Source organism: Corynebacterium variabile, from assembly GCF_006539825.1.
Taxonomy (GTDB): domain Bacteria; phylum Actinomycetota; class Actinomycetes; order Mycobacteriales; family Mycobacteriaceae; genus Corynebacterium; species Corynebacterium variabile.
Window position 1 is genome coordinate 63110 of sequence record NZ_BJNT01000003.1, and the last position, 18800, is coordinate 81909.

The 18800-nt window shown below is 67.2% G+C and carries 24 protein-coding genes; 12 read left to right on the plus strand and 12 right to left on the minus strand.

Features of this window, described 5'->3' with window-relative positions; all coding sequences use genetic code 11:
• Positions 1-62 precede the first annotated feature (62 nt).
• The gene (locus tag CVA01_RS01255; protein WP_014010569.1) at positions 63-1607 is read left to right on the plus strand and encodes a dolichyl-phosphate-mannose--protein mannosyltransferase; all 1545 of its coding nucleotides are present in this window, start codon (positions 63-65) and stop codon (positions 1605-1607) included.
• Here CVA01_RS01255 and CVA01_RS01260 read toward each other — a convergent pair whose 3' ends face one another.
• The 6 genes from CVA01_RS01260 to CVA01_RS01285 all read right to left on the minus strand — a co-directional run bounded on the left by CVA01_RS01260 (position 1608) and on the right by CVA01_RS01285 (position 7249).
• Positions 1608-2396 carry a zf-HC2 domain-containing protein gene (locus CVA01_RS01260; RefSeq protein WP_014010570.1) on the minus strand — a complete coding sequence of 263 codons (789 nt, stop codon included), beginning with the start codon at positions 2394-2396 and terminating at the stop codon, positions 1608-1610.
• A gap of 9 nt (positions 2397-2405) precedes the next feature.
• Positions 2406-2816, minus strand: coding sequence for a DoxX family protein (locus tag CVA01_RS01265; RefSeq protein WP_141328003.1), 411 nt, complete (start codon positions 2814-2816; stop codon positions 2406-2408).
• Between the two features lie 55 nt (positions 2817-2871).
• Positions 2872-4143, minus strand: a complete 1272-nt coding sequence (sepX, locus tag CVA01_RS01270) for a divisome protein SepX/GlpR (RefSeq protein WP_141328005.1) — start codon at positions 4141-4143, stop codon at positions 2872-2874.
• Between the two features lie 156 nt (positions 4144-4299).
• Positions 4300-4938 (minus strand): GNAT family N-acetyltransferase, encoded by a 639-nt coding sequence (locus CVA01_RS01275; RefSeq protein ID WP_141328007.1) that lies wholly within the window; start codon positions 4936-4938, stop codon positions 4300-4302.
• 7 nt (positions 4939-4945) lie between these two features.
• Positions 4946-6226, minus strand: a complete 1281-nt coding sequence (glp, locus tag CVA01_RS01280; protein WP_141328009.1) for a molybdotransferase-like divisome protein Glp — start codon at positions 6224-6226, stop codon at positions 4946-4948.
• Positions 6227-6304: 78 nt separating this feature from the next.
• Positions 6305-7249: a UTP--glucose-1-phosphate uridylyltransferase gene (locus CVA01_RS01285; protein ID WP_141328011.1), complete on the minus strand. Its 945-nt coding sequence runs from the start codon at positions 7247-7249 to the stop codon at positions 6305-6307.
• A gap of 160 nt (positions 7250-7409) precedes the next feature.
• Here CVA01_RS01285 and CVA01_RS01290 point away from each other — a divergent pair, with 160 nt between their 5' ends.
• Positions 7410-8075: a 5-formyltetrahydrofolate cyclo-ligase gene (locus CVA01_RS01290; RefSeq protein WP_141328013.1), complete on the plus strand. Its 666-nt coding sequence runs from the start codon at positions 7410-7412 to the stop codon at positions 8073-8075.
• 31 nt (positions 8076-8106) lie between these two features.
• Positions 8107-8577 carry a large-conductance mechanosensitive channel protein MscL gene (gene mscL / locus CVA01_RS01295; protein ID WP_141328015.1) on the plus strand — a complete coding sequence of 157 codons (471 nt, stop codon included), beginning with the start codon at positions 8107-8109 and terminating at the stop codon, positions 8575-8577.
• Between the two features lie 273 nt (positions 8578-8850).
• Here the strand turns inward: mscL and CVA01_RS01300 are convergent, their stop codons facing one another.
• The 5 genes from CVA01_RS01300 to CVA01_RS01320 all read right to left on the minus strand — a co-directional run bounded on the left by CVA01_RS01300 (position 8851) and on the right by CVA01_RS01320 (position 12505).
• Positions 8851-9477 carry a MogA/MoaB family molybdenum cofactor biosynthesis protein gene (locus tag CVA01_RS01300; protein ID WP_141328017.1) on the minus strand — a complete coding sequence of 209 codons (627 nt, stop codon included), beginning with the start codon at positions 9475-9477 and terminating at the stop codon, positions 8851-8853.
• 67 nt (positions 9478-9544) lie between these two features.
• Positions 9545-10948, minus strand: a complete 1404-nt coding sequence (locus CVA01_RS01305; protein WP_141328019.1) for a S1C family serine protease — start codon at positions 10946-10948, stop codon at positions 9545-9547.
• 206 nt (positions 10949-11154) lie between these two features.
• Positions 11155-11850: a response regulator transcription factor gene (locus CVA01_RS01310; RefSeq protein WP_141328021.1), complete on the minus strand. Its 696-nt coding sequence runs from the start codon at positions 11848-11850 to the stop codon at positions 11155-11157.
• A gap of 201 nt (positions 11851-12051) precedes the next feature.
• Positions 12052-12219, minus strand: a complete 168-nt coding sequence (gene rpmF / locus CVA01_RS01315) for a 50S ribosomal protein L32 (protein ID WP_014010581.1) — start codon at positions 12217-12219, stop codon at positions 12052-12054.
• Between the two features lie 16 nt (positions 12220-12235).
• On the minus strand, positions 12236-12505 hold the full coding sequence (locus tag CVA01_RS01320; RefSeq protein ID WP_014010582.1) for a type B 50S ribosomal protein L31: 270 nt from the start codon (positions 12503-12505) through the stop codon (positions 12236-12238).
• 423 nt (positions 12506-12928) lie between these two features.
• On the opposite strand from CVA01_RS01320, the gene rpmB reads away from it, so the two are divergent.
• The 9 genes from rpmB to CVA01_RS01365 all read left to right on the plus strand — a co-directional run bounded on the left by rpmB (position 12929) and on the right by CVA01_RS01365 (position 17526).
• Positions 12929-13165, plus strand: coding sequence for a 50S ribosomal protein L28 (gene rpmB / locus CVA01_RS01325; protein WP_014010583.1), 237 nt, complete (start codon positions 12929-12931; stop codon positions 13163-13165).
• Positions 13165-13329: a 50S ribosomal protein L33 gene (gene rpmG, locus CVA01_RS01330; RefSeq protein ID WP_005279910.1), complete on the plus strand. Its 165-nt coding sequence runs from the start codon at positions 13165-13167 to the stop codon at positions 13327-13329. Before rpmB ends, rpmG begins: the two co-directional genes overlap by 1 nt.
• A 3-nt stretch (positions 13330-13332) precedes the next feature.
• Positions 13333-13638 (plus strand): 30S ribosomal protein S14, encoded by a 306-nt coding sequence (gene rpsN / locus CVA01_RS01335; RefSeq protein WP_141328023.1) that lies wholly within the window; start codon positions 13333-13335, stop codon positions 13636-13638.
• Between the two features lie 15 nt (positions 13639-13653).
• Positions 13654-13905 (plus strand): 30S ribosomal protein S18, encoded by a 252-nt coding sequence (rpsR, locus tag CVA01_RS01340; protein WP_141328025.1) that lies wholly within the window; start codon positions 13654-13656, stop codon positions 13903-13905.
• Between the two features lie 169 nt (positions 13906-14074).
• Positions 14075-14692 carry an RDD family protein gene (locus tag CVA01_RS01345; RefSeq protein ID WP_141328027.1) on the plus strand — a complete coding sequence of 206 codons (618 nt, stop codon included), beginning with the start codon at positions 14075-14077 and terminating at the stop codon, positions 14690-14692.
• A gap of 52 nt (positions 14693-14744) precedes the next feature.
• On the plus strand, positions 14745-15404 hold the full coding sequence (locus tag CVA01_RS01350; protein ID WP_141328029.1) for an RDD family protein: 660 nt from the start codon (positions 14745-14747) through the stop codon (positions 15402-15404).
• A 12-nt stretch (positions 15405-15416) separates the two neighbouring features.
• Positions 15417-16034: an RDD family protein gene (locus tag CVA01_RS01355; protein WP_141328031.1), complete on the plus strand. Its 618-nt coding sequence runs from the start codon at positions 15417-15419 to the stop codon at positions 16032-16034.
• Positions 16035-16078: 44 nt separating this feature from the next.
• Positions 16079-17056 (plus strand): AEC family transporter, encoded by a 978-nt coding sequence (locus CVA01_RS01360; protein ID WP_141328033.1) that lies wholly within the window; start codon positions 16079-16081, stop codon positions 17054-17056.
• Between the two features lie 74 nt (positions 17057-17130).
• Positions 17131-17526, plus strand: coding sequence for a TM2 domain-containing protein (locus tag CVA01_RS01365; protein ID WP_141328035.1), 396 nt, complete (start codon positions 17131-17133; stop codon positions 17524-17526).
• Positions 17527-17535: 9 nt separating this feature from the next.
• On the opposite strand, the gene CVA01_RS01370 is transcribed toward CVA01_RS01365, so the two are convergent.
• Complete coding sequence (locus CVA01_RS01370) at positions 17536-18744, minus strand: acetyl-CoA C-acetyltransferase (RefSeq protein ID WP_141328037.1); 1209 nt, start codon at positions 18742-18744, stop codon at positions 17536-17538.
• Positions 18745-18800 lie beyond the last annotated feature (56 nt).

An 18800-nucleotide genomic window follows, 5' to 3' on the forward strand; every position in this document is an offset into this window, starting at 1 on the left:
CTCCGACTCTAATGCGCCGGGCCCCGACGCCCCGCGTCCGCTTCCTACTAGGATGGCGCCCTGTGAAACCTTCCGTCGCCGTTCCCCGGGTCCGGCCGACTCGGTGGTCGGTGATCCTCACCGTGCTCGCCGTGCTCGGCGCGGTCACCCGGCTGACGGAACTCGGGTACCCCACCGATGAGGGCACCCCGGTCTTCGACGAGAAGCACTACGTCCCGCAGTCCTGGCAGATCCTCCGTGGCGGACTCTCCGGCGGTATCGAGGACAACCCCGCCTACGGCCTGGTCGTCCATCCCCCACTCGCCAAGCAGCTCGAGGCGCTGGGGATGTGGGTCTTCGGCGACACCCCGGTCGGGTGGCGGATCTCGGTCGCTCTGCTGGGCATCGGTGTCATCCTGCTCACCGCGGCGACCGCGCGGCGCCTGGCGTCCTCCACCGGCTACGGCGACTGGGTGGGGCTGTCCGCGGGCCTGCTCGCCCTGTGCGACGGCATCCTCTTCGTCACCGGCCGCTCGGCGATGCTGGACCAGTTCCAGACCTTCTTCGTCATTCTCGCCGCCTACCTTCTGGTCCGGGACCACGGGCAGATGGAGGCCACATTCCGTCGGGTCTTCGCCGAGGGTCGGATCGCCGACAACCCGCTGGGCCCGCGGGCCGGGTACCGTTGGTGGCGGTTCGCCGCGGGACTCGCCCTCGGTGGGGCACTGGCCGTGAAGTGGTCCGGGCTGTACTACATCGCCTTCTTCGGACTCGCCGTCGTCGGTGTCGACTGGTGGCGGCGTCGTCGGTTCGGTGTCCAGCGTCCACTGGCGGGAACCTTCGCCCGGGACTGCGTCCCCGCGTTCGCGTCGGTGGTCATCCTGCCGGCGGTGGTGTACCTGCTCAGCTGGCGCGCCTGGTTCGCCTCGGAGACCGGGGTCTTCCGCCACGAAGTCGAGGCAGGCAACGACCGGATCAGTTCGTGGGGCCTGGACTGGCTGCCGGATTCCTGGCTGAACTTCATCTACTACCACGTCTCCGTCCTCGACTTCCACGAGGAACTGACGAACTCCAACGGCCATCACCACCCGTGGGAGTCGAAGCCCTGGGAGTGGCTCGCCAGCACCCGCGGTCTGCTGTACTACAGCGAGACCGACGGCTCGGGGATGAAGCACGTCGTCCTACTCACCGGCACTCCGGTGATCTGGTTCCTCACCGTGCCGGTACTGCTCTGGGGGCTGTGGTGCCTGGTACGACGCCGCCAGATGGCATGGCTGGTGCCTGTGGTCGGCTACCTCGCCGGGTTCCTGCCGTGGCTGCTCAACGTCGACCGACAGATGTACCTCTTCTACGCGACGAACCTCGCACCGTTCCTCATCATCGGCCTCGCCCTCACACTGGGACAGCTCGCCGGCTGGTCGATCGCCGGTGACCGGCCCGTGGACCCCTCCCCCGGCCTCCGGGCGGCGGTGCGGCGGTTGTGGCTCACCCGGACCGGCATGCTCTTCGGCGTGTTCTACCTGGTGCTGGCGGTGTGGATGTTCCTGTTCTTCCTGCCGGTCTACTCGGGCCTGCCGCTGACCCATCAGCAGTGGCACTGGCGGATGTGGTTGCCCGGCTGGACCTGATCAGTCCCCGTCGCCCGGCCGCCAGGTGGAGTTCCGCTCGGCGTCCCCCGGACTGTACGCCACCGGGCGCGCCCCGAGCCCGCGCAGCGAATCGCGCAGCGGGTTGACCGCGTGGTGGCGCGCCAGCCACACCCCCACCACCGTCACGCAGGACGCCAGGTGCAGCAGCAGGCCGGCGACCGTCGGCACGTCGAGGTAGCCGAGCACCAGGTCACGGGTGGAGAACCCGGCCCCGAAACCCCACAGGGCGAGGAAGACCGGCAGCAGCCCCGGTGCGGCACGCGGCCGCCATGCTCCCCAGATCAGTCCACCCGCCAGGGCAAGGCGCACCGTCGCAGCATCCACGGACAGCCGGGCCAGGTCCGGATCGCCGGAGTTGGCGACCTCTCCACCGGCACCGGCGACCGACGGGGAGTCCGGCACATCGGTGGAGTTGACCAGCAGGACCACCGCCCAGGCGATGTAGAGCACCGCGAGCACCACCAGCACCACCCGACACAGGGTGAGTGGCAGCGACCGGCTACGCAGCCGCTGGGACAGTTCCGGGGTATTCTCCGCCAGCGCCGACATCTGGCGCGCCAGCTCCCCGGCGTCGCGGGGTTGTGGTTCCTCCGTCGGTGCCGCGCTCACCCGCAGTCGGCGGTTCAGGTCGGCGGCTGCGGCGAACCACACCGGGCAGTCCGGACAGGCGGCCAGGTGGGCGTCCACCGCGTCCGGGTCGGTACCCGCCGGCTCCGGTTCACCGTCGAGCCGGGCGGACAGCGCGGCGCGCGCCTCCTCGCACTCCACCCCGGGCCCCTAGGCGAACCGGGACAGTGCCCGGTCCAGGCTGGCCCGCCCCGAGCCGAAGACGACCAGGGTCACGCAGGCGACGCAGAGGACAAGCACGAGTTCCCAGCCGCCGTCACTGACGAAGAGACCGTTGTCGAGGTGGACGAAGTAGAAGGCCGCGACCATGTCGAGGGCGAGGACGCCGGCAGCTGCCGGGGTCAGCAGACCGAGCACGAGCATCGCGCCGCCGAGCATCTCCACGACGGAGACCACCCAGGCAGACAGGGTGGGCTGCGGGATGTGCAGGTTCCCCCACTGGTCGGCGGTGGCGTCGATACCGGTACCGAAGGCCTTGTCCCAGCCGTGTGCGATGAAGATGACGCCGAGGGCCAGCCGCAGCAGGAACAGGGCTGTGTCTCTGAGCGCAGGGTTGTTCATGATGGTGACAGCCTACCCCGGCGGTCTGTGGAAACAGACCGGGCCGGACCGGGGGTCAGACGACGCGGACCGTCGGCTGCCCGTCCCCGGGGTAGCCGTAGTCGTCGTCGTAGCCACTGTCGTATACCTCGTCCTGCACGTCGTCGTAACCGGCGAAGGTGACGTCCGCGTACTCCAGGACGGCGAACTCCGGGTCGTCGTCGTCACTCTCGACGACCACAGCGCCGGGGCGCCGCAGCCGGTCGGGGACACCCAGTTCACGGTCGTCGGTGTTGCGCACACCGAGCCGGGCACGGCGCATCCGCGCGAGCCGACGGCGCTGGAGCTCCCGCTCCGCGAGAGTCTGCTTGCGCAGCGAGTAGAGGTACATGCCGGTCAGTGCCGCACCCGCCAGGGTCACGATCCACAGGGCACCGGACAGCGCGACCGCCCCGATCAGGGACAGGACGGTCACCGCGACCAGCACCAAGAGGACGCGGCGACGACGGGCCTGACGCTGCTCGGCGAGCTGGCGGGACGCCACGGGGTTGTAGATGCCTCGGCCCTGGTGGCTCGCCAGGTAGTCGATGTCGTCCTCGGTGATCTCGTCATCGGAGTAGGCGGCGTCCTCGTCGGGCTCTTCCGCGGTGTCCTTGACGACGAGGAGTTCATCATCGGTGCCCACCGAGACGTCGATGTCGCCGCCGCGGGTGTAGGCCTCGTCCACCACGGTGAAGCGGCGGGCCGGCTCGTCGGGCACGATCTCGGCGACCTCAGCGAGATCGGCGACCTCGGCGACCTCGTCATCGCGCTCATCCTCGGCCACGGTGTCGGACTCAGCGTCGGAGTCCATCTCGGCGTCCTCGGCGGTCTCGGCGTCGGCGACTGTCGGCTCGACGAAGATCTCGTCGTCCCCGGCGTCCCCGTCCACCGGGAGGTCGTCGTCCCCGGCAGCGACCGGGGCGAATTCGCCGGTGTCGACGTCGTCCAGCGTCCGGTACTCCACCACGTCGCCCTCGATGACAGAGGGCACGGGGGGTACCGACAGCGGCGGGGCGGCGTCCGGGATGTCATCGGCATCGTCGCGGGTGTCGTCGATGACCACCTGCTCCGGCTCCGCCTCCACCAGCTCGAGGTCAGCGTCCGGATCGGCATGGTAGAGACTCTCCGCGGGCAGCGGGCGTCGTCGGGACCGCTCGATACCGGTTCCGCCCTCGTGCACCACCCGGGTCTCGGACAGTGCCTTCGACGTCCGGCGGACCGGAGAATGACGGCGGACGAACAGTGTGGTGATGATGAGGAGCCACACCACACCGATGAGGATGACGGAACTGAGGGAGCTGGACACGGGGGACGTATTCCTCTCACCGGGATCACGGACAGTGCGTCTGCACCGGATACAGGTCCGGCCTCAGACAGGGTGCCCCCGAGGGTACGTGTCCTCCACCACTCACGGCGTCAGGCGCGCCGGAGAAAATAAGTAACCGGTGTTGTCTCCCGTGACTCAGGGGGCGGGAAGGACCCCGGACGCCTGCAGTCCGGCCAGAACGCCACCGGAGGTCTCCTCCACGGTCTGTGCGACGAGGAGGTGGTCGCGCCACTGACCGTTGATGTGCAGGTTGCGCTGCAGTCTGCCCTCCTCGCGGTAGCCGGCGCGGGCCAGCACCTTGCGGGACGCCGCATTGCCCTCCAGGACCGTCGCCTCCACGCGGTGCATCCCGACCTGCCGCATCGCATGGTCGGTGCCGAGAGCGACCGCTGCCGTCGCCACGCCACGGCCGCCGAACCCCGAGTACACCCAGTACCCGATCCAGCAGCTGCAGACGACACCGTGCTGGACATTGCCCAGTGTGAGCTGGCCGGCGAACTCACCGTCGACTTCGATGGCGAACGGCAGGACGACACCGTGACGGGCCATGTCGAGCAGACCGCCCACGGTGGAGCGCCACATCTGCGGGGTGTGTGCCTCGTACCAGTCGCCCGGCACCGTCGGCTCCACCGGACGCAGCAGATGCTCGTCGGCGACCCGGTAGCGCGACCAGCGCCTGCCGTCGCGACGGTGCAGCGGGCGCAGCTGCACCTGGCCGGCGACGCAGCGTGCCTTGGGGGTTCGGGCGGGCCAGCCCGGATGCCGGTCGATCACGGTCGCCTCACGACCGGTTCGTCAGGAACATGACGTCGACGATCTCGCCCGGTTCTACCCTGGTGCGGTCCCCCGGCAGCACGACCAGGCAGTTCGCCTGGCCGTGGCTGCCGAGCAGATGGCCCGGTTCCCCACCGCCGACCGCACCGAGCGGATCGACGAGGAACTCGCGGGTACCGCGGTCACGCATGAGCTGACCGCGCAGGTAGCCGGTACGTCCCGGAGCGGACTCGATCGCGGTGATGGTGCGGGCCTGCACGGTCCGCCGCGTGGTCTCCCGGCGACCACGGAGGATCTGGATCAGCGGTCGGACGAGCACCTCGAAGGAGACCAGGGCCGCCGAGGGGTTGCCCGGCAGCAGGAACGTCGGGGTGCGGTCCGCGCCGAGCGTGCCGAAGCCCTGGACCGAGCCCGGATGCATCGCCACCCGCGAGATGTCCGTCTCCCCGAGATCCTCGAGGACCTCCCGCAGCCGGTCACTGGCGGCACCGCCCACGCCACCGGAGATCACGAGGATCTCCGAACGGATGAGCTGGCTCTCGATGATCTCGCGCAGTCGTCGTGGTTCACCGTTGAGGACGCCGACCCGGTTCACGTCCGCGCCGGCCTCCCGGCCGGCCGCGGCGAGTGCATAGGAGTTGACGTCGTAGACCTGGCCGAGAGCCGGGTCGCGGTCGATGTCGACGAGTTCCGGTCCGAAGGACAGCACCGAGACCCGCGGCCGCGGGTACACGAGGACCTTCGAGCGGCCGACGGCGGCAAGCAGTCCGACCTGGGCGGCGCCGATGACGGCACCGTCCTCGACGACGACGTCGCCGGGCTGCACGTCCGAGCCGGCACGGTGGACGAACTGGCCGGAGCTGACCCCGTAGAGAGGTTCGATGCGGCGTCCTGTCTGGGACGCCCAGTCCAGCGGCAGGACAGCATCCGCCAGTGTCGGCAGCGGGGCACCGGTCTGCACGCGGACAGCCTGACGCGGCTGCAGGCGCACGGGACGGTGGGAACCGGCGGTGACTTCACCGACCACCGGGAGCATCGGGGAGGACGCGTCGTCGGAGTCCCCGGACGCGGATCCTGTACCGGATCCGCCGTTGAGGATCTGGCGGATGTCGACCGAGCGAACGGCGAACCCGTCGACGGCGGCCTGGTCGAAGCCGGGGAAAAGGGACTCCGACTCGACCTGTTCAGCGCACCGGAGGCCCAGAGCCTCGGAAATCGCGGTACGCACCGGCTCCGGGGTGACTGCCGCAGCGGTCACCGCCGCCAACTGCTCCTCAACGCTCTTCACGGTCCTCGAACTTTCCTGTGGCCGACACTGTTCCGGTGGACGGTCCGTCCACCTTCTGCACCATCCTAGAGAGGACCGCTACTCGGCGGGCACCTCGGCATGGGACACGGCGTCCGCGGAGAGGCGGTTGCCGAGCCACTGACGCAGGGAGGGGCCGTAGGTGTCGTCGTTGAGGGCGAAGTCGACACAGGCCCGGATGTAGCCACCGGGGTTACCGAGGTCATGGCGTCCACCCTGGTGGATGAAGACATGGACCGGATGACCTTCTTCGATGAGCAGTTCAATGGCGTCGGTGAGCTGCAACTCGCCGCCCTTGCCCGGCTCGATGCAACGCAGGGCGTCGAAGATGGTGCGGTCGAGCAGGTAGCGGCCGGCGGCGACGACGGTTGAGGGGGCGTCCTCCGCATCCGGCTTCTCGACCATTCCCCTGACCTTGCGGACCTGGGAACCTGCACTGTCGTCGGTCTCCTCGAGATCGAAGACACCGTAGTTCGAGACCTCGTCCTCGGGGACCTCGAAGCCGCAGAGCACGGTACCGCCGAACCGGCGACGCACCTCCAGCATCTCGTTGAGGACGCCGAACGGCAGCACGAGGTCGTCCGGCAGCAGGACAGCGAAGCAGTCCTCGTCATCGTCGAGGGCGGACTCGGCGCAGCCCACGGCATGGCCGAGACCCAGCGGCCGGTCCTGGTTGACCGCCACGGCGTCCACCAGGGTGTTCACTGCCTGGACCTTCTCCAGCTGCGCGGTCTTGCCGCGGGACTCCAGCGTCGACTCCAGCAGCTCGTCCCGGTCGAAGTAGGCCATGATCCCCTGCTTACGGGGTGCCGTCACGACCGCCATGCGGGACGCGCCCGCCTGGGCGGCCTCCCTGGCAATGAGTTCGATACCGGGTGTATCGACGACCGGAAGGAGTTCTTTGGGGACCGTCTTGGTCGCCGGCAGGAAGCGGGTTCCCAGACCTGCGGCCGGCACCACGACAGTGCGCAGGCCCCCGTTGTGGAGAGAATTATCAGCAGTCATGGGGAGAAGACTACCGGCCGTACCCGGTCCGGGTGTGGTGAGCACGCCGACGCACCCCCGATTCGACCACGTGTCCGCAGGAATTCTGTGTCCCTTCCCCCGCGCACCACCCCTGCCGCCCTCCTCCGGGGGAGGTAGGGCCGTACTAGTCTTCGGGAGTATGGACACTCCGACCGATACCGCAGACGCCAAGACCGCGCTGCGGGCCCGGATCCGACAGGACCGGACGCGGCGTCTGCCCGACCGCATCGAGCGGGACCGCGCCATTGTCGGGTACCTGACCGCCGAACTGGACCGGCGCGACAATACCGGTGAGGGCACCGGCGGAACCCGGGCCGTCGCCGCCTTTGACCCGCTGCCCGGTGAACCCGGCGGTACCGACCTGCCGGAGGCACTCGCCGTCACAGGACGCGACGTCTGGCTTCCGGTGGTGACCGGTCCCGGAATCCCCCTCCAGTGGGTGACGTGGCGCGGTGCGGAACACACCCGCACCGGTGCCTTCGGTATCCGGGAACCGGTTCCGGTCGACGGAGACTCCCCGGTGACCACGGATCATCTGCTCGCGGTGGTGGGTTCCGTCATCATCCCGGCACTGGCCGTGGGCACCGGCGGTGCCCGACTGGGCCAGGGTGGCGGTTTCTACGACCGCACCTTTGAAGCCTCCACTGCAACCGACGAAAACCATGACAGACTTATAGCTGTCGTGGACCACGAGGAATTCGGCGTCGCCGTCCCCGCGACGGCGTTCGACATCACGGTTGACGTGGTGGTGACCGACTCCGGAACCTTCCGGACCGACATCGCAGACGGTAATGTCTGTTCCTGAACCCAAAATCACCTCTCGAGGAGGACGCACAATGCTCAAGGGCTTCAAAGAATTCATCATGCGGGGCAACGTCATCGAACTCGCCACCGGTGTCATCATCGGTGCCGCGTTCACGGCGATCGTCACCGCGCTGACCGACAACCTGATCCAGCCGCTCATCAACGTCTTCGGCGGCGGCGGCGACGTCGAGGGCCTCGCCTGGCGGATCAAGTCCGGCGACGCGTCGACGACTATCGACCTCGGCGCGATCATCTCGGCCGTGATCAACTTCCTCATCATCGCCGCGGTGGTCTACTTCATCATCGTCATGCCGATCAACAAGATGGCCGAAGCCGCCGCCAAGCGCAAGGGCCAGGACACCGAGGAGGTGGCCACCGCCTCCGAGACCGACCTGCTCATCGAGATCCGCGACCTGTTGGCATCGCAGAGCGGTGTCTCCACCCCCTCCAACGACATCCCCGAAGGGGAGTCGCCGGAGACCGGGCGCCACTCCGCGGAGTAGCACTCCCCTGATGGAATGCACCGGAGGGGCTCACCAGTGCGGCGGGCGCTGCTCGCGCCAGAACTCCTCGCTGAACCACTCCCCCTGACCCCCGGTCACCGCATCACGCGGTGGTCGGGGGTTTTTCCGTACCTGCGGCGGCTGCGGCGACGGAGGCGCTGCCGCGTCGGAACTGCCGTGGGCCCGGCCGAGGACACCGACTCCCCGACGCCGGCGTCGACCCCTCTGATCCCCCGTGCTCCCGGTCACGCCTGGTTCAGCTCACCGACGATGTTAACGGGCCAGCGGACAGAGCGTGGCCATGCCGTCGCGGATCGCCGCACGGGAGGACGCCAGGTTCACCACGACGGTGGACCCGGATACACCCGCGACGCCGCGGGACAGACCACCGTCCATCGCATTGCACGCCATCGCCGAGGACCGCAGCGCCTCGGAGAGTCCCGGAATTCGACGGTCGAGGACATCCCGGGTAGCCTCCGGGGTGAGGTCACGCGGACCGACTCCGGTTCCACCGACAGTGATGACGAGGTCCGCACCACCGACGACGGCGGTCTCCAGCGCCTGGCGGACGCTGTCACGCGAGCAGTCCACGGTGAGCACCGCGTCCACCATGAAGTCCTCCTCCGTGAGGAGTTCGGCGACCAGCTCGCCGGACTGGTCGCCGGGGGCGATCTGGTCGGCGACGAGGACGACAAGGGCGTGGAGCAGCGAGTGGCGCGCGGTCCTGGAGTCCCGTCGGTCCTCCTGCTCGTCGAGACTGAGGAAGACAGAGTCATCGGGTTCGGTGACCTCGGCGTCCAACCTGTCGTAGGAGGCCTGCTCGTCAGCGTCGAGATCCTCCACTCCCCGGACGCGCAGCAGTTCGTCGACTCTGGCTCCGGTGGTGGTTCCTTCAGTCATTTCGGTGGTCCTCCCGACCGTAGTTTCCGTGGTGTTCGCGTGGCGAGCCCTGTTCTACCTGACCATACTATTCGGACGCGGAAAGCGTGACCTTGATCTCATGTTCGTTCCCACCGTGGCCGTCGGTGACGGTGAGAGTCACCTCATCCCCCACATTGTGGGAACGGATCGCGGCGATGAGGCTCACGCCGTTGTCGACCAGCCGGTCGTCGACCTTGGTCACGACGTCGCCGGACTTCAGGCCCGCCTCCTCCGCCGGTCCGCCCCCGGTGACCTCGGCGATGACCGCACCGCCCGTGGTGGTCTCACGGGTGTCGACCTGCGCACCGATCACCGGGTGGGTGGCCTTACCGGTGTCGATGAGCTGCTTGGCGGTGTCCATCGCCTGGTCGGCGGGAATCGCGAAGCCCAGGCCGATGGAACCGGACTCTTCGCCGGTGCCGCCGAGGGTGGCGATGACCGACGGGATGCCGACGAGCTCACCGTTGAGGTTTACCAGCGCACCACCGGAGTTACCCGGGTTGATCGCCGCGTCCGTCTGGATGGCGTCGATGAGCGAGGCCTCACCGCCGGATTCGCCGCCGGCCTGCACCGGCCGGTCCTTGGCGGAGACGATACCGGTGGTGACGGTCGAGGACAGTCCCAGCGGCGAACCGACGGCGACGACCGACTGTCCGACGGCGACGGAGTCCGGGTCACCGATGGTGATCGGGGTGAGGTCCGAGGCGTCCCTCGCCTGGATGACGGCGATATCGGTCTGCGGGTCCGTGGCGACGACCTCCGCCTCGTACTGCTTCCCGTCGTTGGTGGTCACGGTCATCTGGGAGTCGCGACCGTCCGCCTCCGCGACGACGTGGTTGTTGGTGAGGATCATGCCGTCGGAACTGATGATCGAACCGGACCCCTCGGCGCCACTCTGGCCACTGGTGACCTGGATGGAGACGACGCTGGGCAGCACCTTGTCCGCGACACCTTCGATGGTGCCGTCGTCCGGGGTCGAGGAGGTCTGCTCCCGGTCACCGACGACCTGGGTCGAGAAGGTCGTGCCGTCGGAGGAACCGCCGGAACCGGTGTTGTTCATGATGACTCCGGTCACGGCACTTGCGGCGATGCCGACGGCGACCACCATGCCCGCGACGACAGGCGTGGAGAAACGGCGTGGGGACTTCGTGGTCGTGGCGGCACTGTCCGGGCCCTCCGGTTGGACGGCGGTGCCGTCATCCCCGGTGTACCCCGGGTACCCGGGGATGCCGGCGGAACCGGCAGGGCCGAACTGGCTCGGGTACGACTGGCCGGGGTAGGCGGGACGCGACGGCTCCCGACCGTTCTGTGTGCCCTGAACACCCTGGTCACCCTGTGCTCCCTGGGCTCCCTGGGCTCCCTGGCCCCACTGCGCCGCGTAACGGTTGTCACCTGATCCGCCGGTGCTCCCGGTGCCGTTACCATTACCTGCGCTGCCGTTGTCCGCCATCGGACGTCTCCGTTCATCGTATTACTGCCTGTGAAGCTCTGTGTTGACCATACTGGCCCCGCTGACTGCGACAGTTCTCCAGACAACCTTGGAGTTGACCGTGAGCCCGCCGACAGTTCCCCGACCGGAATGACTGTCCCCCGTTATCCCCCGGTTCCCCTCCCCTGAGCATGCCGCCGGTCTGATCCGGCGGACATCTCAGCAGATCAGGGAGTGTTCTCCCGCAGAACGTACCCCACGCCGCGCACGGTGTGGATGAGGCGGTCCTCCCCTTCCGCCTCCGTCTTGCGCCGGAGATAGCCGATATAGACCTCCAGGGCATTGCCCGAGGTCGGGAAGTCGTAGCCCCAGACCTCCTCAAGGATGGTGTTACGCGACAACACCTTACGGGCGTTACGCAGCAGCAACTCCAGCAGGGCGAATTCGGTGCGGGTCAGACTGATCCGGCGCTCGTCGCGGGTGACTTCGCGGGTCTCGGGGTTGAGCGTGAGGTCGAGGAAGCTCAGCGGCTTCGAGTCCTTGGCGACCGCGGCGGCGGTGCGCCGTGAGCGACGGTAGAGGGAGCGCACCCGGGCGAGAAGCTCCTCGAGCGCGAAGGGCTTGGTGAGGTAGTCGTCGGCGCCGGCATCCAGGCCTGCGACCCGGTCGGCGACGTCTGACTTCTGGGAGAGCATGAGTACGAGGACTTCACTGCCGCTGCCACGCAGCGACCGGAGAATCTCAAGGCCGTCGACCTTGGGAAGAATGCCGTCCATGATGACGAGGTCCGGGTTCTCCTTACGGATGAGGGTCTGAGCCTCTTCACCGTCGGTGGCCTGGACGACATCGTAACCGTTGAACGTGAGCGACTGACGGAGCGTGTCACGCACGGACCTATCATCATCGACTACAAGAATTTTCATAGGCCCCATTGTGCACCATGCGCTACCCCACAGCCTCCCCCTGCGCCATCTTTTCAGCGAACCGACAGGAAGTTATCCGGCAGCTGGTCACAAAGGCAGGAAACCCGTTTCACTCTCATTCTCCCTGAAAGAAACCGGGGCCATTCAGATACGGAAAGGCCGCCTTCCGCAGAAGCGGAAAGCGGCGTGACCGGAATACTGCTAGTCGAGTTCGACCAGGCCCAGCTGAGCTGCCTTGACCAGGCGGCGCGGGATCTGGACCTCACGACCCTGGACCTTGACGGTCTGCAGGGCGGTGTTGTCGGACTTCCACTGCGAACGACGCGAGTGGGTGTTCGCACGGGACATGCGGCGCTTCGGAACTGCCATTGTTCTCTACCCTCCTCTACGCGTTCTTCTTGGACGGACGGACACGGGAACCGAACCGTCGCTGGAACTTCTCGACGCGGCCGGCGGTGTCCATGACACGCTGCGCGCCGGTCCAGAACGGGTGGGACTCGCTGGTGACGTCAACGACGATCAGCGGGTACTCGTTGCCGTCTTCCCACTCGACCGTACGGTCGGAGGAGACGGTGGAACGCGTCAGGAACTGGTGGCCAGTGCTGGCGTCCTTGAAGACCACCGGGTGGTAGTCGGGGTGGATATCGCTCTTCATTCTCAATCCCTCAGGGTCGGGCACCAGGTCGGTCCCGCAGGCGGGACGGTGATCCGTCCGTACCGTAGGTCGTGCCTGGGTCGGGTTTGGAGTGTGGGCACACCGCGACCGAACGCGGCAGTGACACAGCGATCCACCATAACCCGCACCACCCCGATCCGTGAAATCCCCGGTACCCTGACCACCGGCGACGCTACCCGCAGACCACGGAAAGCGCCTGCCGGAGTGTGGATCAGTCCCGGATTAGGCTTGGAGCGTCCGATGGGGTATAGTTTCGCCTCGCTGTTGTCTAAGTAAACGTCATCGCCCGATCGACCATGTCCACACAGCGCCCCGGCACGCCTGCTTCCCGTCTAGTTGCGGGCACGTCTTCTGCCGGTCTGGCGCCCGGACCGGACGCGCGGGCGGAAGGAGAAAATACCCATGTCGGCATATTGCCAGGTCACGGGTCGGAAGCCGGGGTTCGGCAAGTCCGTCTCGCACTCGCACCGCCGCACGAACCGTCGCTGGAACCCGAACATCCAGCGTCGTTCGTTCTACGTGCCCTCTGAGGGACGGACGATCACCCTGAACGTCTCCACCAAGGGCCTCAAGACCATCGACCGCGACGGCATTGAATCCGTCGTCGCCAAGATTCGCGCTCGTGGGGAGAAGATCTAATGGCACGTAACGATATCCGCCCCATCATCAAGCTGAAGTCCACCGCGGGCACCGGTTACACCTACGTGACCCGCAAGAACAAGCGGAACAACCCCGACCGGATCACCCTCAAGAAGTTCGATCCGATCGCTCGCAAGCACGTCGAGTTCCGCGAGGAGCGTTAACCCATGGCGAAGAAGTCCAAGATCGCGAAGAACGAGCAGCGCAAGGAGATCGTCGCTCGTTTCGCCGAGCGTCGTACCGAGCTCAAGGCGATCATCAAGAACCCGAACTCCTCCGATCAGGAGCGTGCGGATGCGCAGTTCGAACTGAACCGCCAGCCGCGCGACGCTTCTCCGGTCCGCGTCCGCAACCGTGACGCCGCCGACGGCCGTCCCCGCGGTTACCTCCGCAAGTTCGGTCTGTCCCGCGTCCGCGTCCGCGAGATGGCTCACCGCGGTGAGCTGCCGGGCGTCCGTAAGTCCAGCTGGTAAAGGGGAGCTCACACAATGAAGGCACGCACCAACCACAAGAAGGCGCGGATCGAGCAGTCCCGCCGCCCGAAGAAGAACCCGCTCAAGGCAGAGGGTATCGAGACCGTCGACTACAAGGACTTCGCCCTGCTGCGTAAGTTCATCTCCGACCGGGGCAGGATCCGCGGCCGCCGCGTCACCGGCCTCACCCCGCAGCAGCAGCGTCAGGTCGCCACCGCGGTCAAGAACGCCCGTGAGATGGCACTCCTGCCGTTCCACAGCCGCTGATACCCGCTGACTTCAGCACCGTAGTCCGGTGACACGGACTACTGCTCTCCCGCAGAGCGTTTACACAGACACCTGAACCCCGCCCCGGTTGTCCCCGGAGCGGGGTTCAGTCGTTGGTCGGGTAGCGTGGTGGGTGGTTTCCTACCGCCCCCGATGAAAGGGACAGCTTATGTCAACGCCCTCCGGAACCCCAGAGAACCCGTTCAGTGATGACCGCGGTCAGGAGGACGCCGACCGCTCTGCCGGGGCCACCGGCGGTGCGGGCCCCCTCCCCTCCTACAACGCCTACGCAGGCTCCGGCCCCACCGGCCCGACGAACGCCTATGCCGCGCCCATGGCAGGGAGCGCCTATCCGGGTCCCGGTGCCCGTCTCGGAGCACTCCTCATCGACTTCGTCGTCGTGTGGATCCTCACCGGCGTCATCGCGGTGATCTTCGTCGACTTCAGTTCGATCACACTCGCCGCCCAGATCGGTATGCAGTTCATCTCGCTGGTGATCTGGCTGGCCTACCGGATCGGCATGGAGGTCACGACCGGAGCGTCGCTCGGTAAGATGGCCCTCGGCCTCAAGGTCGTCGACGCCAGCGGCGCGACACTGTCCGCCCAGGACTCCCTGATGCGTAACCTCTGGTACGTGGTGTCCACCGTGGTCGGCATGATCCCGTTCCTCGGCTGGTTGCTAAATCTCGGCGTGTGCATCGCCGTCGGCGTCACCATCTCCAACGACCAGTTCAACCAGTCCTTCTCCGACAAGTGGGGCAAGGCGTACGTCGTCCGCTCCCGGTAACCGCGACATCCCCTGCACCTACGACTCCTACGACCCTGCAGAAAGCACCCAGATGACCAACCCCTTCGCATCCGATGACGACAAGCCGGACGACAGGTCCGCGGACGCGTCCACCGGATCCGGATCCCTGCCCTCCTACAACGCCTACTCCGGCGGGGATGCCCCAGACGACGGTGCACCGCTCACCGGAGCACCAGGCAAAGACGCCTACCCCGGCCCGGGGAAGCGACTGGGTGCGCTGGTCATCGACAATATACTCATCGGCATCATCGGCATCATCCTCATCATGACCATCGCCGGCAGCGACATCTCGGACTACTCCGACAAGTTCCAGGCCTGGCAGGACGCCGGCGAGCCCGGCTCCGCCCCTGTCATGGATGCGGGCAATCTCCTCATCGCCAGCGTCATCACCCTGGTGATCTGGTTCGTGTACCGGGTCGTCATGGAGGTACGCAAGGGGCAGACCCTCGGCAAGATGGCGCTGAAGATCAAGGTTGTCGACGCCGACGGGAAGCTGCTGACCGCCGGGGCGTCCTTCAAGCGCAACTCCTGGTACATCGCCGTCTTCCTGCTGGGGATGTTCGTCGGCTCCATCGGACAGATCGTCTCGGTGATCCTCATCGCGGTGCTCGGGTTCACGATCGCCCGTAGCCCGTACCGCCAGCACACCTTCGACCAGTGGTCGAAGTCCTACGTGGTCAACGCCCGGTAGAAAGCGCGCCCCATGAGCAACCCCTACGGTCCCGACGACAACCAGAACCCCTATGCCCAGGGAGGCGCCCCGCAGGGTGGCTACCCGCAGGGCGGGTTCCCGCCTGCCGGGTACCCGCTCGTCTCCCCCTACCCCGGCGCCGGCGCCCGACTGGGCGCGTATGTCATCGACCTGCTGGTGGTCGGCGTCGTCATGGCGTTCATCGGGGCCATCGTGATGTGGGACGACATCAACACCTGGATCGACGACCTGGAGCGGTGGGACGGGAACGGCGCCGGTCCCGACCTCAACATGGGTGGCTTCTACCTCATCAGCGTCATCAGCATCGTCGTCTGGCTCGTCTACCGCATCGGCATGGAGATCTGGAAGGGGCAGACCATCGGCAAGATGGCGCTGAAGATGAAGGTCGTCGATGTCGACGGTCAGCTTCCGACGTTCCAGGCGTCCTTCCTGCGCAACAGCTGGTACCTCATCAGCACGGTACTGAGTTTCATCCCCGTCATCGGGTGGGTGGCGAATGTCGGTATCCCGGCCGCGCTCGGCGTGACGATCTCCAAGGATCCGTACCGGCAGTCCTTCACGGACCAGTGGGCGAAGACCTACGTGGTGAGCACCCGCCCCACGTTCTGATCCCTGCCCGAGCCGGGCCCCACCACCCGTGGTCTAATGGACCGATGCTCGACGTACTCAGTGGATTCCTCGTGGTGGTCATCGTCATCGCACTGGGATTCCTCGTCGGACGCCGGGACCTGCTCGGCCCGCGGGCCGTCTACACCCTGAACATGTTCGTGTTCTGGATCGCGACGCCGGCGCTGCTCATCAGCTTCCTCTCCCAGGCCGACCTGGCCGACGTCTTCGGCGAGAATCTCGCCGTGGTCGTCCTGAGTTCCGTCCTGGCCGGACTCGTCGGCTTCCTGGGGTTCCGGCACCTCGCCGGACGCAACGTCCCGGACAGTCTCGTGACGCTGCTGGCCTGCTCCTACTGCAACGGGTCAAACCTCGGTGTCCCCCTGGTCACCCATGTTCTCGGTGACCCCACGGCGTCCCTGCCGGTCATCATCTTCCAGACCGCGGTCTACGGCCCGGCTGTCGTCCTGCTGCTCGACGTCTCCACCCGGCGACAGGCCCGGACCGAGGACGGCGGTGCGACCGCCCACCACAGCATCGGACCACTGGTGCGCGAGCTGGTGGTCGGTATCGTCCGCAATCCGCTCATCATCGCCGCCGTCGCGGGCATCATCCTCGCCACGCTGCGCACCACCGCAGACTGGACGCTGCCCGAACTCATCGCCGAGCCGGTCGCCACCCTCGCCGGAGCTGCCGTGCCGGTCGCCCTCATCGCCTTCGGTATGTCGATCGCGCAGGTGCGCGTCCTCGGATCAACCAGTCCGAAGCGCAGTGTGTGGGCCGCGGCCGTGGTGAAGACGGTCATCCACCCGCTCATCGCCTATGCCCTGGCCCGGCTGCTCTTCGACGCCTCGGGGGCCGCGTTGCTGGCCTTCGTGGTCGTCGCCGCGCTTCCCACCGCGCAGAACGTCTTCACCTACTCACAGCGGTTCGGGACGAACACCGTGCTCGCCCGGGACGCCGGTGTGGTCAGTACCCTGCTGTCGATTCCGTCGATTGCTGTCATCGCCCTACTTCTGGGCTGAGAACAACTGATAGGTTAGGGTACGTGAACCGGACGATCCGGTACCTGAACCTTTGAGTTGTCGAGGAGCTCCCCGTGTCCAACCCCTTCGCCGACGGCGATCAGCAGCCGTACCAGCCCCGGGACCCGTACCAGGAGCAGCAGCCCTACGCTGACCCCACCGCACAGGGTTACCCCGGCTACCAGCAGCCCGGCTACCCGGTGAGCTACGCCCCCAAGTCGAAGGTCGCCGCCGCGCTGCTGGCCTTCTTCCTCGGCACTCTGGGCGTCCACAACTTCTACCTGGGATACACCGCCAAGGCGACAACCCAGCTGGTGCTGTTCCTCGTCGGCTGCTTCTTCTTCTGGCTGATTGTCCCGATCCTGTTCCTCATTGTGGTGCCGATCTGGGCTTTCGTCGAGTTCATCATGATCCTCGTCGGTAGTGGCCAGTACCGCGCGGACGCCAACGGCGTCCCGCTGGCAAGCTGACCTGACTGGTCAGCGCCAGAGGATCAGGGCGTCACCCTGGCCGCCGCCCCCGCACAGCGACACGGCGGCCTTACCGCCGCCCCGACGATTCAGCTCATGAGCCGCAGCGACGACCAGACGCGCACCCGAGCAACCGATCGGATGACCCAACGCAATACCGCCACCGTGAATATTGGTCCGCTCCAGCGGGTAGTCCAGATCCCGCAGCGACTGCACCACCACCGCAGCGAACGCCTCGTTGATCTCCAGGAAGTCCAGATCTGACGCCTCCCAGCCGGCCTTACCCAGCGCGGCGGCGACCGCCTGCGCCGGCTGGGAGTGCAGGTAGGTGTCCGGACCCGCGGTCTGACCGTAGGCAGCCAGGGCAGCAAGGACCTCAAGATCGTTGGCCTCCGCATACGCGCGGGTGGTCAGCACGACCGCCGCGGCACCGTCGGAGATCTGCGACGCGGACGCCGCGGTGATCGTCCCGTCGGTGGCGAACGCCGGACGCAGACCCGCCAGCGACTCCTCGGTCGTCCCGGGTCGCACACCCTCGTCGGTGTCGACGATGACAGTACCCTTGCGGGTCTTGACCTCCACCGGGGCGATCTCGTCGGCGAAGGTACCGTCAGCGATCGCGGCCTCGACCCGCTGGTGCGATCTCGCGGCAACCCGGTCCTGCTCAGCACGGGTGATCCCCCGGGTGGTGTTGCCCTCCTCAGTCTCCACACCCATCGCGGTACCGTGCACCGCATCAGTCAGACCGTCACGCTCCAGGGAATCCTGCAGCGCCATGGAACCGAACTTCGCCCCGGCACGCACACCGGCAGCCAGATGCGGCGCATTGGTCATCGACTCCTGACCACCGGCGACCACCACGTCGGCGTCCCCGAGACGCAGCAGACGGGACCCGTGGATCACCGCGTCCAGACCCGACAGGCAGACCTTGTTCACGGTGTCGGCCGGGGTGGAGACCGGCACACCGGCAGCCACCGCCGCCTGCTTGGCCGGGTTCTGACCGGCGCCGGCCTGCACGACCTGACCCATGACCACATGGCCGACAGTCTCAGCGGCGACACCGGCGCGCTCAAGCGCGGTACTGATGGCGGTCGCACCGAGGTCCACCGCGGTCTTCGAGGCCAGGGCCCCGAGCATCTTGCCCTGGGCGGTGCGCGCGGCACCGACGATGACGATGTCCTCGGGGGTGGGGGCGGGCTGGGCGGATGCAGCACTCATGATGGTTCGTCATCCCTTTCTTCGGAAAAAGTACAGGTCAGCGGGGGTTGCGAGGG